The following is a 12645-nucleotide window of genomic DNA, read 5'->3' on the forward strand; positions in this document are numbered from 1 at the left end:
CGCTGCTACGCAGCGGTGGTCTTGTTGCGGTTGCGGCCCGGGCGGTTGAGCGCGACCGGTGCCGGGGTGACGCGGGCCGGTGACAGCGCCGGGCTCTCGGCCAGCCAGCGCAGCACCGCGATCAGGTCCTCGCGGGGCACGGTGGGGTCCAGCAGCGAGAGCACGGCACCGTCCAGCGGGGGCACCGGCGCCTGCGAGATCAGCGGGTGGTGCGGGCGGTGGTCGGGCTCGTCCGGGCCGAGCAGGATCTCGGCGAGCTTCTCGCCGGGGCGCAGGCCGGTGTAGACGATCTGGATGTGCCGTTCCGCCGCGTCGGCGATCCGGCGGGCGACGTCGTGGATGCGCACCGGCTCGCCCATGTCGAGCACCAGCACCTCGCTGGAGCTGTCGATCGCGCCGGCCTGGATGACCAGGCGGACGGCCTCCTGCACGGTCATGAAGTAGCGCGTCATCTCGGGGTGGGTGACGGTGATCGGCCCGCCCGCCTCGACCTGCGCGGCGAAGGCGGTCAGCACCGAGCCGCGGCTGCCCAGCACGTTGCCGAAGCGCACGCTGCAGTAGGTGCCGTGGGCGGCCTCGTCGGCCGCCGCGGTGAGCCGTTCGGTGATCCGCTTGGAGTAGCCCAGCACGCTGACCGGCTCGGCGGCCTTGTCGGTGGAGATGTTGACCAGCCGGTCGACTCCGTGCCGCAGAGCCGTCTGCAGGATCTGGTACGTGCCGATGATGTTGGTCTTGAGCGCCTCGGAGGGGTGCATCTCCAGCAGCGGCAGGTGTTTGAGGGCGGCCGCGTGGAACACCACCTGGGGCCGGTGCTCGGCGAAGACCTCGTCGAGGCGCTGCTGGTCGCGGATGTCGGCGACGACCAGGTTGCGGTCGTCGAGCATGCCCCGGCCGTCCAGGGACAGCTGCACGGCGTGCAGGCCGGACTCGTCGCGGTCGAGCATGACCAGCTGGGCCGGGTGGAAGCGGGCGACCTGGCGGCACAGCTCCGAGCCGATCGAGCCGCCGGCCCCGGTGACCAGCACCCGGCGCCCGGCCAGGTAGCCGGCCACCGCGGCCAGGTCGATGCCGATCTCGCGGCGCCCGAGCAGGTCGGCGTGGCTGACCGGCCGGATGTCCTCGACGCTGACCGTACGGCCGAACAGCTCCACGACCGGCGGGACCACCTTGAGGTCGACGTTGAGCGGCTCGGCCAGCCCGGTCAGCTCGCGCACCAGGTCGGCGCTCGCGCTGGGAATGGCGATCAGCACCGCGTCGGCGCTGTACCGGCGGACCACCTCGGCCATCGCCTGCCGGTTGCCGGCCACCGGCACCCCCATCACCCGCAGGGTGCGCTTGGCCGGGTCGTCGTCGAGCAGCGCGACCGGCACGTACGGGCTGAACGGGCTGCGCAGCATCGCGCGGATGACCTGGGTGGCCCCTTCGCCCGCGCCCATCACCACGACCCGGGTGCCCGGCTCGGGCGACGGGCGCAGCCGCTGGTCGTTGAGCAGGCGGACGGCGTACCGCACGCCGGCGGTGAGCACCAGGGCGATCAGGCCGGCCGCGATGATGGCCGAGCGGGGCACCAGCCGGCCCAGCAGGGTGTCCAGCACGAAGATCACCGGGGTGGCCACGACCGCGGTCCGGGCCAGCGCGGCGATCTCCTCGAAGCAGCCGTACGACCAGCGCCCGGTGTAGAGGCCGAAGCGCAGCCCGGCCACCGTGTGCACGACCGCGGCGAAGCACGCCAGCACCAGCAGCGGCAGGAGGTGGACGTGGCTGAAGTCGCCGTCGTGGCGCAGCAGGGTGGCGATCAGCAGGGCCAGGCCCAGCGCGGCCGCGTCGACCCCGGCCCGGGCCACCCGGCCGGGTACCACCATGCGTAACCAGGGCGGGCCGGCCGGCCTCCGGGCCCGCCGGTCGCCCGCGGTGGCGTCGGGCGCTGCTCGCCGTACCTGCATGGATTTCCTCCCTGGACGGATACCGGCGGTGGACGGCCGCGGTGAGAACTGGCAAGGAAAGGGAGCGTGCGCGCGCCGCGTCAAAATGGTGACGTCAATTGCGCGTGCCGCTCGTCGCTCGTCGCTTTTCAGCGCTTGCGAATAAAGCTTGGCAGTCGCGCCAGATCGATCACAGTAGCAATTGTCACGGCGAACGTGAGCCACGCTCACGTACGGTACCGACGATGGCCGCGCGCTCTCGATCGCCTGCTGTACAGGGACTTTCGGCGCTCTGATACATCCGTTCGGGCGGCCCCGGAATGCGTTTTGCGCGTTCGGTGGCATTCATGTTGGGCATGACATCTGCGACTTTCATTGTCCGCCCCGACTCTGGCAGCGTCGCCAGTGCGCCGCGCCGAGGAAAGAGGGGAAAATGAGGGTGCTGCACGTCATCAGCACTTCGGCGGCCGGCGGGGCCGAGCAACAACTGCGCCTGCTGGTGCCCCGGCTGCCGCACGACTGCGAGGTGGTCACCCTGGCGCGGCCGGGGCCGCTCGCGACGGCGCTGCGTTCCACCGGTACGGCGGTGCACGAGCTCGGCACCGACGGCGGCCCGGCCTCGATCGTGCGGCTGCGCCGGCTCATCCGGCTCGGCCGCTTCGACATCGTGCACACCCACCTCTACCGCGCCTGCGTGCAGGGCCGGTTCGCCGCCCGGCTGGCCGGCGTCCGGTCCGTTGTCGCCACCGCGCACCACCTGAGCGCGCGGTCCGTCGAGGACCGCCCGGCGTCCGGCCGTGTCCGCGCCCTCTACCTCGCCGGTGAGCGCGCCGGGCAGGCCACGATCGCGGTGACGCCGGCGGTCGCCGGGCGGCTGCGCGCCTGGGGTGTGCCGGACGCCCGGATCACCGTCATTCCCAAGGCCGTGGACGCCGCCGAGTTCCGCTTCGATCCGGAACTGCGCGCGGCCACCCGGGCCCGGCTGGAGATCGCGGACGGCGTACCCGTCGTCGGCGGGGTGGGCCGGCTGGAGCACGGCGAAGGGTTCGACCGGCTGATCCGGGCGGTCGGCGAGCTCCCCGGGGTGACCCTGTTGCTGGTCGGCGACGGTCCGGCCCGGGTCGCGTTGCAGCGGCTCGCCGTCATCGAGGGCCTGGCCGACCGGGTCCGCTTCGCCGGCACCGTGGGCCACGCCCGGGAGATGCTCTGCGCGATGGACGTCTTCGCGTCACCGCCCGGCCCGGACACCGCCGGGCTGGTGGTGCTCGAGGCCCTCGCCGCCGGCCTGCCCGCCCTGTACGCGACCTGCCCGCCACTGGACGAGCTCGCCGCGGCGCGGACCGTCCTCGACGGCACCCACCGGCTCTCCCCGCGCGATCCCGAATCGCTGGTCCGGGCGCTGCGCACCGAAGTCCTCTGTCACCGGGAACGGCACGGCGCCCGGCTGCCCGCCCGCTCGGCCGGTGACCGCTACAGCGCCGCCGCCGTGGCCGCGTCGGTCTCCCGGCTCTACGACCGGGTCGCGGGACGGTGAACCGGCGGCGCCGCGGGTTCGGCCTGCCCCAGCGACCAGCCGCGCACCAGCTCGCGGACCCGCGCCGAGCGCAGGGCCCGCCAGAAGATTCCGAAGCCGAGCCAGGCGCCCAGGGTGTTGGCGGTCAGGTCGTTCACGTCGGCCCAGCGGTTACCGTGCCAGGCGAGGCAGATGACGGCCTGGGTGATCTCGATGACCAGGCTGACCAGGAAACCGGTCAGCACCACCCGGCGGCGCTCACGCAGGCCGGCGACCAGATACAGCAGGGCGGCGAGCGGCAGCGTCATCACGATGTTGAGCAGGAAGTCGTCGACCCGCATGGTGATCAGCGGGACCAGGATGATCCGGTAGAGCTCCGGCGGACCCGCGCCGGGACCCCAGGCCAGGTGCAACGGCAGCAGGGTCGCGCCGACCACGGCCACCGCATACCAGCCGGCGATCCAGGCCGTGGCCAGACGGCGGGCGCCGAGCCGGCCGCGCCGGTGCAGCCACACCCAGGAGACGATCATGAGCAAGCCGCCCAGCGGCAGCAGGATGGGCAGTGCCGGCACGTCGAGCTGATGAAATGGCATCCCGGTCAACGGTACGTGCCCGGCCGCCGCGGCCTCAGCGCAACCAGCCGTCCTTGCGGGCGATCCGGATGGCGTCCAGGCGGTTGCGGGCGCCGGTCTTGGTGATGACGGCGGACAGGTAGTTGCGGACCGTACCGCCGGACAGGTAGAGCCGGCCGGCGATGTCGCTGACCGACTCCCCCTCGGCGGCCAGCCCGAGCACCTCGAGCTCGCGGGTGCTCAGGCCCCGGTCGGTGTTGAGCGAGGCGGCCTGCAGCAGGGGCGACACGACGCGTTCACCGGCGGCCAGGCGGCGTACGGAATCGGCCAGCACCGCCCCGGAGACGTCCTTGAGCAGGAAGTTGAGTCCGCCGGCCCAGCGCCGGGGCGGGAGCATGCCGCGCTTGGCCGGGTCGCAGAGCAGCAGCATGGCGCAGGACGGGATGGTGGCGTGCAGTTCGGCGGCCATCGGCAGCACCTGGCTGACCATGTACTCGGTGTCGATGACGATCACCGTCGGCCACAGCTCCGCCGCCCGCTGCGCGAGATCACCGGCGAACGGCAGGGTGCCGACGTAATGCAGATCAGGCTTGGACTCCAGAAGTACCCGTACCGGGACACCGAAATATCCCTCGTCCCGCACCACCGCGACCCGGATCATCGCACCACCCTTCAGCGACGGACGACCGGCACCGGGCCGGGGTCGTCCATTTGTCGGGGCCTGCCTACTCCCACAGGTCTACTTCGGAGACGCCAGCCCGGTGGATCGCCCATCGGGATCGACAAATTCGCACGTCCGGTTGTTGAAACGGCAGTTTTCGCAGCTCAAACCGGATTTGTGCCAATGAATTGCGGGGCCCTCGACGGATGTCAACCTATCGCCGGGACCGGTCGCCGACACCCGGGTTAACCGATCGACCGAGGCAAGTCTGCCGGATCTTCACCGCGGGCAACCGTATTGACGCGTTCGGTGAGCTTCCCCTCTGATTCGAAAACCGTCCTTGTCGCATTTACTCCGGACAAGCCGGAAAGGCGGGTGTAGTTTCGCGCACGAACGCGGGCGGGTAATCGCCGCCCATGGCAGATATCGCGGTTCAGGCCCTCAAACGGGTGTTCGCTCCCGTCGCCGTCTTGCTCGGCGTCATGATCACCCTGGGTCTGCTCATCACCAAGGTCATGGCGCACATGTGGCCGTTCACGATCGAGGACTCGGTCAACCGCGAGTTCGAGCGCGACCGGACCCATGACATCAGCCTGGTCTCGCTGATCTTCAGCACCCTGGCCAGCACCCCGGCGATCATCGCGGTGACCGTGCTGGCGGCACTCGCGCTGCGCCTGGTCCTCAAGCGCTGGCGTGAGCCGATCTTCCTCTGTGCCGCGGTCTGCGCCCAGGCCGTCGTCTTCTTCCTGACCACGCTGGTCATCGACCGGCCCCGTCCGGACGTGGAGAAGATGGACACGTCCCCGCCGACGTCGAGCTTCCCGTCCGGGCACACCTCCGCGGCGGTCGCGCTCTACCTCGGCCTGGCCGTGATCCTCTTCCGGGTGGCCAACCGCACCTGGCTCAAGCGGGCCGCCTGGCTGCTGCTGCTCGTGCCCATCGGGGTGGCGCTGACCCGGATGTACCGCGGCATGCACCACCCCAGTGACGTGGCCGCGTCGTTCCTCAACGGAGGCGTCTGCGTGCTGGTCATGGCCCGGGCCATTCTCGACCGCACCGGTATCCGCGGGCCGCGCCCCGGACCGCGCCGGCTCACCACGGCGAAGGCTTGACGACCGGCGACGGCTGCCACTGCACCAGGGCAGCCGTCGCGTCATCGCGCAGTTCACCGTTCTCGTAGGACACGATCGCGTGGATCAGCTTGCGCATGGTCTCGGCCGGTGAGCCCTCGGCCATCGCCTTGACGATGAAATCGGCCAGCCGGTCCAGCCCGAACAGTTCCCCGTCGGCCGAGCGGGCCTCGGTGATCCCGTCGGTGTACAGCATCAGGGTGTCCCCGGGCTGGAGCAGCAACTCCGTGACGCCCGGCTGCCGCGGCAGCATGTGCCCGAGCCCCAGCGGCAACGCCGTCGGCGTCGGCAGCGCGGGCAGCGCCCGGCCGCCGCGGATGTGCAGCTCGGCGGGATGGCCCGCGGCGATCCGGCGGTACCGGCCGGTACCGGTGTCGAGCTCACCGAGCAGGGCGGTGACGAAGGCGCCGGGATACTGCGCGCGGATCCACTTGTCGATCGAGCGGTACGTGTCGGCCAGGTCCAGCCCCGAGCGCCGGGCATTGCGGTACGTGTTCAGAGTCAGCGTTGTCAGCGCACTCGCACTTATCCCGTGCCCGACGGTGTCGAACAGGGCGACGTGCACGATGTCACCGTTCGCCGCATAGTCGAACGCGTCCCCGCCCACGTCGTAGCAGGGCTCCAGGACCGCGGTGACCAGGGCGCCGTTCGCGGCGAAGGTCAGCGGCGGCAGCTGGTTCCAGATGATCTCGGCGGCCAGCTGCATCGGCAACCGGCGCCGGGTGCGCTCCACCGCGTCGCCGTAGAAGCGCCGGCTCGCGATCAGCTCCGCGACCAGCGCGGCGATCGCCCCGAAGTCACGCCGCTCCCGCTCGCCCGGCGCATCGCGCAGCCACACCTCGAGCACGCCGAGACGCTCCGCGCCGTGCAGCAGCGGCAGCCACAGACACGTCTTCTCATTGGTCGTCTCGGCGGTACAGAACGCGTGCCCGGCCAGGGTCCCGTCCACCGGCCGCGGCTCGAGACTGCCCGGCGTGCCGTGCAGCGGCCACAGCGACAACTGCTCGTAGTCGACCAGCAGCACGGTGACACTGACGGCGTCCAGCAGCGGCGCGACATCGCTCAGCGCGGTCGGCAGATCCTCCGGCCGGCTGCGATAGCGCAGGTCGAGCAGTCGCCGGACCGCTTCCATCGAGTCGGACACCCGGATCACCCCCGCCATGCCCTTCCCCGGAGAGCGCCCGGGTCAATCCCCGTGCAGGTCGCCGCGTCACCTGGTGGTGACGGCAGCCGAGGCTGTACCGCCGCGATCGCCGGCTGCGCGTGCCACCGGGCGACCGGCCACACCGTAGCGCGCGGGCCCCCGGATCGCCGAACCGGCGCAGCACCCTGTGCCCTGGCGCCCCCGCCTGCCGGTTAGGCTGGCCTAAGTCGAGAGCGGGGTGGGACGTGGCGCAACCGGAGTCGCTGGCCGATCTGCTGGGTGGGCGGCGGGCCGCGCTCGACGCGACCGTGCCACCGGTCGTCTTCGTGGCCGGGTGGCTGGCCGGTGGCCGGTCGATCTGGACCGGCGCCGGTGCCGCGGTCGTCGCCGCCCTGGTGGTCGCCGGGCTGCGGCTGCGGCAGGGCGACAAGCCGCGGGCGGTCCTGGTCGGGCTGCTCGGCGTGTGCGTCGCCGCGCTCATCGCCCTGCGCACCGGCCGGGCCGAGGACTTCTTCCTGGTGCAGATCGTCACGAACGCGGCGAGCGCGCTGGCTTGGGCGGTCAGCATCGTCGTCCGGTGGCCACTGCTGGGCGTCATCGTCGGCGCGGTGCTGGGCCAGCGGACCCGCTGGCGGCGTGATCCGGCGCTGCTGCGGGCGTACTCGCTGGGCAGCTGGGTGTGGGTCGCGCAGTATCTGATCCGGCTCGCCGTCTTCGTGCCGCTCTGGGCCGCGCATGCCGTGGTGGCGCTGGGCATCGCCCGGGGCGTGCTCACCTGGCCGCTGGTGGCCGCGTGCCTGACGATGAGCTGGTGGGTGATCCGGCGCAGCCTGCCGGCCGGACACCCCGGCCTGCGGCACCCACGCTCAGCGGTCGACGCCCACGCTGACGGGCTCGGCTGACTCGCCGCCGGTGTCGAAGCCCGCGCGGTGCATCACGCCCCACTCGGCCCGGCGCCCGTGCAGCGCCCCCAGCGCGCCCCGGACCTGCCACACCGCGAGGATCTGCCGGTAGCCGAAGTTCTCCAGGATCGCCGCGAGCACCCCGCGCACCAGGTCGCCCCAGCGCGGATAGCGGTGGAACGAGACCTCCTCGATGAACAGTGAGGCCAGGCTGACCAGCAGCCCGTAGCCGTAGGCGACCAGCACGAAGCGCCAGACGAACGCGAGGTCGACGGCGTCCGCCCAGAGCCCGAGCGGCAGCAGCACCAGCGCCGCCAGCTCGACGAACGGCGCCAGCAGCTCGAAGACCACGTAGTACGGCAGCGCGATCAGCCCGATCCGGCCGTACCGGGGATTGGCGATCATGCCGCGGTGCTTGCGCAGGATCTCCGCGATGCCGCGGTGCCAGCGCCGCCGCTGGCGGCCCAGCACCCGCAGGCCGGCGGGCGCCTCGCTCCAGCTGACCGGTTCGGCGACGAAGATGACCCGGTAGTCCTGGCGCCGCCGGCGCAGGTGGTGGTGCAGCCGCACCACCAGCTCGGCGTCCTCACCGATGGTGTCGGTGGCCATGCCGCCGATCTCGACGACCAGGTCGCGGCGGAAGACCCCGAACGCGCCGGAGATCACCACCAGGCCGCCGAGGCGCGACCAGCCGGTGCGGCCCATCAGGAACGCGCGCAGGTACTCGACCACCTGGATGCGGACCAGCCACTGCCGGGGCATCCGCACGTCCACCACGCGGCCGCCGACGACCTTGCACCCGTTGGCGATGCGCACCACGCCGCCGCACGCCGCCACCCGCAGCGGGTCGTCACCGAAGGGCTTGGCCACCGACAGCAGGGCGTCCGGGTCCAGCACCGAGTCGGCGTCGACCATGCAGATCAGCGGGTGCCGGGCCAGGTTGATGCCGACGTTGAGGGCGTCGGCCTTGCCGCCGTTGGTCTTGCGGACCACGGTCAGGGTCTCCGGATTGGCCCGGGCGACGTGCACGGAGAGCACCCGCGACTGGTACGGCACCTCGGCCGGCACCACCCGCGGCACCTCGACCAGGTCGAACTCGGCCCGCAGCAGCTCGAACGTGGCGTCGCTGGAGCCGTCGTCGACCACCACGACCTCGTAGCGCGGATAGCGCAGCGCGGTCATCGCGGTGACCGCGGCGACGATCCCCGGCCCCTCGTTGTACGCGGGCACGATCACCGACACGGGCAGCGTCAGCGGGCTGCGGAACATGTCGTCGGCCCCGGCGAACGGCGCCCGCCGCAGGTGCCGGCCGAACTCCAGCCCGGCCAGCACGATGAGCACCAAGTAGCTGCTGTTCAGCGCGAGGAAGTAGGCGAAGATCGTGACGTCGGTGTAGTGCAGGATGTCGCGGATGAGCCCGGGCGTCACGCTCCGGCCCCCACACGTTCCCCGTGCCCGACCCGCGACAGCGCCAGGGCCTCCTGGGCGTGGCTGGCCGAGGCCGACGGCCGCGCGTGCGCCCCGGACCCGGTCCGCCCGGCGTCGATCTCGGCGGCTAGCGCGTCGGCACCGGCCGGGCCCAGCCGGCGCAGCGCGTGCGCGGCCTCGTGCGCGACCTGGAACTCGTCGTCGGCGAGCAGGTCCGCCAGGATCGGCACCGCGCTGGGGGCACCCAGCTCCCCCAGGGCCCGGGCGGCGGCGGCCCGCAGCGCCGCCGGCCGCGACGGGCTCAGCGCCTGCTGCAACGGTTCGAGGGCACTGCGGGTGCCGAGCTTGCCCAGGTTGGTGGCGGCGGCCACCCGTACGTCGAGGTAGCTGTCCTCGCGCAGCACCCGGGCCATGCGGTCCACGGATCCGGTGGCGCCGAGCAGGCCCAGCGCGTCCAGGCAGACCGCGCGGACCCGGGCCTGCGGGTGGTCGAGCGCGGCCGACAGGGTCACCTCGGCCTCGGCGCCGAGCTGCACCAGCGTGTGGGTGGCCAGCAGCGAGGGCACCGGGTCGGAGCGGTCCAGGCTGGCGATGATCCGCCAGGCGGCGGCCGGGTCACCGATGCGGCCCAGTGCGCGGACGGCCACGACCCGGACCTCGTCGTGCCGGTCGGTGAGCAGCCGGCACAGTTCGGGCACGGCCTGGCGCAGCTCGAGGTCGCCGAGCACCTGGGCGGCCCGGGCCCGCTTGACCCGGCTGTGCGAGTGCAGGTTCCCCAGGGCCGTACGGGCGATGCCGCGTTGCAGGAAGACGGAGACCAGCGCGAGGTGCGCCTCCCCGCGCAGCTTGCCCAGCAGGGCCAGGGCGCCGGGCTCGGCGGCCCGCCAGGCCTCGTCGGGGATGGCCACCAGTTCCTGGGCGCCGTGCTCGCCGTTGTCCGCGACGAAGGCCAGCAACGCCCGGCGTGGTCCGGCGGCCAGCGCGGCCTGGCGGCGGTGCCGGGTCCTGCGGGCCACCCGGACCCCGACGATGGCGACCACGGTAACGGCGACGACCCCGGCCAGCACCTCGAGCACGACAGTGAACAGGCCGAGCATCAGCTGTTCACCCGGGCCAGCGCGGCCTCCACCCGTTCCTGCAGTTCACGGGGGCTGAACGGCTTGATGATGTACTCGGTGGCGCCGGCCGCGTACCCCTGCTCGAGGTCCTGGGGCCGCGACCGGGCGGTGAGCATGATGATCGGGACGGTCGCCGGCAGCGGGCCGGCGCGCAGCTCGCGGCAGACCTCGATCCCCGACATCCGGGGCATCCGCACGTCGAGCAGAACCAGGTCCGGCGGGTCCTCCCGGGCGGCGCGCAGCGCGGCGAGGCCGTCGGCCGTCTCGACCACGTCGAAGCCGCCCCTGGTCAGCTTGTACGACACCAGGTGGCGGATGTCCGGATCGTCTTCGACGAGGAGGATCCTGCTCATCGTCCTCCCACTCCGCGCGTCCGGCCTGCCTGTGCACCGCCAAATATATCCGTTTTGTGAGCATCGTTCGCGGTGAACGGTAGCAATGCGGCAACCCCGGGCACAGCCCCTCAACCGTCCCGGGCCGGCGTCGATAGAGGGTGCGTGAACATCCGGAAGGTGGCCGGCTCCCCCGGCCGGCGCGGCGTCGCCCTCGCCGCGACCGTGCTGACCCTCGGGCTCGGCACCGGCGCGGCCGCGGCCGGCGGGCTCGCCGCGACCGCGCGCGACGCCGGCACCGCGGCGCTCGCCCTGCGGACCGCGAGCGTGCGCGGCGCCCTGGACACGACCTTCCAGCGGTACGCGGACACGATGCACGACCTCGTGGCCGCCGCCGCCACCCAGCCCACCACCTCCCTGGCCCCTACGGTGGCCCGGATCGCCGGCGAGCGCCTGCCCGGGGCCCACCAGATCGTCGTGATCGGCGCCGACCGCACCGTGCGCGCCCAGCACACCGTCGACGGCAGCACCCCGCCGGCCCGCACCGTCCTGGCCGCCGAGCCCGAGCTCGCCCGGGGCCTGGAAGTGGCCCGTGACAGCGGCCGGCTGATCGCCAGCCCCGCGCACGTGCTGCCGGCCGACCTCGGCCTGCCGCCGGCCCACCGCCAGCCCGCGTTCCAGCTCATCGCCCCCGTGCACGACCAGCAGTTCCGCGGCTGGGTCGTGCTCGCCGTCCGGGCCCCGGACCTGCTGCGCGAGTCGCTGCGCGGCGCCGGCGTCACCGGGGTCGCCACCGTGCTGACCGAGACCTCCCCGGACGGGGTGACCCACGAGGTCGCCCGCTGGGCCGAGGGCGGTGACCCGATCGGGGACACCGGCAGCACCGTCGACGTCGCCACCGCCGGGCACACCTGGCAGGTACGGGTCCGCCCGACGACCGAACTGATCAGCGCCGCCCGTACCGCCGCCGCGCCGCTCACCCTGCTCGGCGCCGCCTTGATCAGCATGCTGGTCGCCGCGGTCCTGCTGGCCGCCGACCGGGGCCGTACCCGGGCCGAGGCGCGGGCCCGGCGGGCCGCCGCCGAGCGCCGCGCCGACCTCGACCGGCACCGGGCCGAGCTGGCCCGCGCGCAGGAGGTCCAGCAGGGGCTGTGGGAGCAGGCGCTGGCCGCCGAGCAGCGGTTGCGCGACCAGGAGGAGGAACTGGTCGGCTTCGCCCGGGCCGCCTCCGATCACCTGCACGCCCCGCTGCACACCATCGCCGGCTTCACCGAGCTGCTGCTGGAGGACAGCGACCCGTCGCTCTCCCCGGTCACGCGCGGCTTCCTGGACCGCATCGGGCGCAGCACCGGCCGGATGCTGACGCTGGTGGACGACCTGCTGACCTACTCGACCACGAACGACGCCGCCCTCAAGCTCGTCCCGGTCGACACCGGCGGGCTGGCCCTGGGCGTCGTGGCCGCGCGTCTCGACCACGTGGACGGCGAACGACCCAGCATCGACGTGGGCGAGCTGCCCGCGGTCACCGCCGACCCCGACCTGCTCGGTGAGCTGCTCAGCCAGCTCGTCGACAACGCGGTGCGCTTCGTCCGGCACGGCACGGCCGCCCGGGTGACCGTGGCTGCCCGCGACCACGCCCCCGGCCTGGTCCGCATCGAGGTCGCCGACCGCGGCATCGGCGTACCGGAGGAGCAGCGCACCCGGATCTTCGCACCGTTCCACCGCGCGCCGGCGGCCGAGGGCTTCCCCGGCACCGGGCTGGGCCTGGCCGTCTGCCGCAAGATCGTCGCCCTGCACGGCGGCGAGCTGGGCGTCGAGGCCAACCCGGGCGGCGGCAGCGTCTTCTGGTTCACCCTGGCCGCATCGCCGGTGGCGCCGGTCACCGGACCCGAGCTGCTGGCCGCCGACCTGGCTTAGGCTGGG

The 12645-nt window shown here is 73.0% G+C and carries 11 protein-coding genes; 4 read left to right on the forward strand and 7 right to left on the reverse strand.

Annotated elements, in window-relative coordinates; genetic code table 11:
* Positions 1-5 precede the first annotated feature (5 nt).
* Positions 6-1943 carry a nucleoside-diphosphate sugar epimerase/dehydratase gene (locus tag AB0C12_RS13355; protein WP_360547459.1) on the reverse strand — a complete coding sequence of 646 codons (1938 nt, stop codon included), beginning with the start codon at positions 1941-1943 and terminating at the stop codon, positions 6-8.
* Positions 1944-2355: 412 nt separating this feature from the next.
* Here AB0C12_RS13355 and AB0C12_RS13360 point away from each other — a divergent pair, with 412 nt between their 5' ends.
* The gene (locus AB0C12_RS13360; RefSeq protein WP_360547461.1) at positions 2356-3456 is read left to right on the forward strand and encodes a glycosyltransferase; all 1101 of its coding nucleotides are present in this window, start codon (positions 2356-2358) and stop codon (positions 3454-3456) included.
* On the opposite strand, the gene AB0C12_RS13365 is transcribed toward AB0C12_RS13360, so the two are convergent.
* Both AB0C12_RS13365 and AB0C12_RS13370 read right to left on the reverse strand, forming a co-directional pair.
* Positions 3432-4028, reverse strand: a complete 597-nt coding sequence (locus AB0C12_RS13365) for a VanZ family protein (RefSeq protein WP_360547463.1) — start codon at positions 4026-4028, stop codon at positions 3432-3434. The genes AB0C12_RS13360 and AB0C12_RS13365 overlap by 25 nt on opposite strands.
* Before the next feature lie 34 nt (positions 4029-4062).
* Complete coding sequence (locus AB0C12_RS13370; protein ID WP_360547465.1) at positions 4063-4668, reverse strand: response regulator transcription factor; 606 nt, start codon at positions 4666-4668, stop codon at positions 4063-4065.
* 416 nt (positions 4669-5084) lie between these two features.
* On the opposite strand from AB0C12_RS13370, the gene AB0C12_RS13375 reads away from it, so the two are divergent.
* Entirely contained in the window at positions 5085-5780 is a 696-nt protein-coding gene (locus AB0C12_RS13375; RefSeq protein ID WP_360547467.1) for a phosphatase PAP2 family protein, read from the forward strand.
* Here the strand turns inward: AB0C12_RS13375 and AB0C12_RS13380 are convergent.
* Entirely contained in the window at positions 5761-6942 is a 1182-nt protein-coding gene (locus tag AB0C12_RS13380) for a PP2C family protein-serine/threonine phosphatase (protein WP_360547469.1), read from the reverse strand. The two genes, AB0C12_RS13375 and AB0C12_RS13380, sit on opposite strands and share 20 nt — an antisense overlap.
* Before the next feature lie 245 nt (positions 6943-7187).
* Between AB0C12_RS13380 and AB0C12_RS13385 the strand changes: the two genes are divergently transcribed.
* Positions 7188-7844, forward strand: coding sequence for a DUF3159 domain-containing protein (locus tag AB0C12_RS13385; protein WP_360547471.1), 657 nt, complete (start codon positions 7188-7190; stop codon positions 7842-7844).
* On the opposite strand, the gene AB0C12_RS13390 is transcribed toward AB0C12_RS13385, so the two are convergent.
* The 3 genes from AB0C12_RS13390 to AB0C12_RS13400 are packed head-to-tail and all read right to left on the reverse strand — an operon-like array spanning position 7809 to position 10743.
* Complete coding sequence (locus tag AB0C12_RS13390) at positions 7809-9272, reverse strand: glycosyltransferase (protein ID WP_360547474.1); 1464 nt, start codon at positions 9270-9272, stop codon at positions 7809-7811. The two genes, AB0C12_RS13385 and AB0C12_RS13390, sit on opposite strands and share 36 nt — an antisense overlap.
* Entirely contained in the window at positions 9269-10369 is a 1101-nt protein-coding gene (locus tag AB0C12_RS13395) for a HEAT repeat domain-containing protein (protein ID WP_360547476.1), read from the reverse strand. Before AB0C12_RS13395 ends, AB0C12_RS13390 begins: the two co-directional genes overlap by 4 nt.
* Entirely contained in the window at positions 10369-10743 is a 375-nt protein-coding gene (locus AB0C12_RS13400) for a response regulator (RefSeq protein WP_360547478.1), read from the reverse strand. Before AB0C12_RS13400 ends, AB0C12_RS13395 begins: the two co-directional genes overlap by 1 nt.
* Positions 10744-10887: 144 nt before the next feature.
* Here AB0C12_RS13400 and AB0C12_RS13405 point away from each other — a divergent pair, with 144 nt between their 5' ends.
* Positions 10888-12639, forward strand: a complete 1752-nt coding sequence (locus tag AB0C12_RS13405) for an ATP-binding protein (protein ID WP_360547480.1) — start codon at positions 10888-10890, stop codon at positions 12637-12639.
* Positions 12640-12645 lie beyond the last annotated feature (6 nt).

The sequence above is a fragment of the Actinoplanes sp. NPDC048967 genome (genome assembly GCF_040649415.1).
Taxonomy (GTDB): domain Bacteria; phylum Actinomycetota; class Actinomycetes; order Mycobacteriales; family Micromonosporaceae; genus Actinoplanes.

Bases quoted from the DNA above. Each gene is read 5' to 3' on its own strand.
- AB0C12_RS13355 (WP_360547459.1), bottom strand. From the start codon at position 1,943: ATGCAGGTACGGCGAGCAGCGCCCGACGCCACCGCGGGCGACCGGCGG.
- AB0C12_RS13400 (WP_360547478.1), bottom strand. From the start codon at position 10,743: ATGAGCAGGATCCTCCTCGTCGAAGACGATCCGGACATCCGCCACCTG.
- AB0C12_RS13395 (WP_360547476.1), bottom strand. From the start codon at position 10,369: ATGCTCGGCCTGTTCACTGTCGTGCTCGAGGTGCTGGCCGGGGTCGTC.
- AB0C12_RS13365 (WP_360547463.1), bottom strand. From the start codon at position 4,028: ATGCCATTTCATCAGCTCGACGTGCCGGCACTGCCCATCCTGCTGCCG.
- AB0C12_RS13375 (WP_360547467.1), top strand. From the start codon at position 5,085: ATGGCAGATATCGCGGTTCAGGCCCTCAAACGGGTGTTCGCTCCCGTC.
- AB0C12_RS13360 (WP_360547461.1), top strand. From the start codon at position 2,356: ATGAGGGTGCTGCACGTCATCAGCACTTCGGCGGCCGGCGGGGCCGAG.
- AB0C12_RS13370 (WP_360547465.1), bottom strand. From the start codon at position 4,668: ATGATCCGGGTCGCGGTGGTGCGGGACGAGGGATATTTCGGTGTCCCG.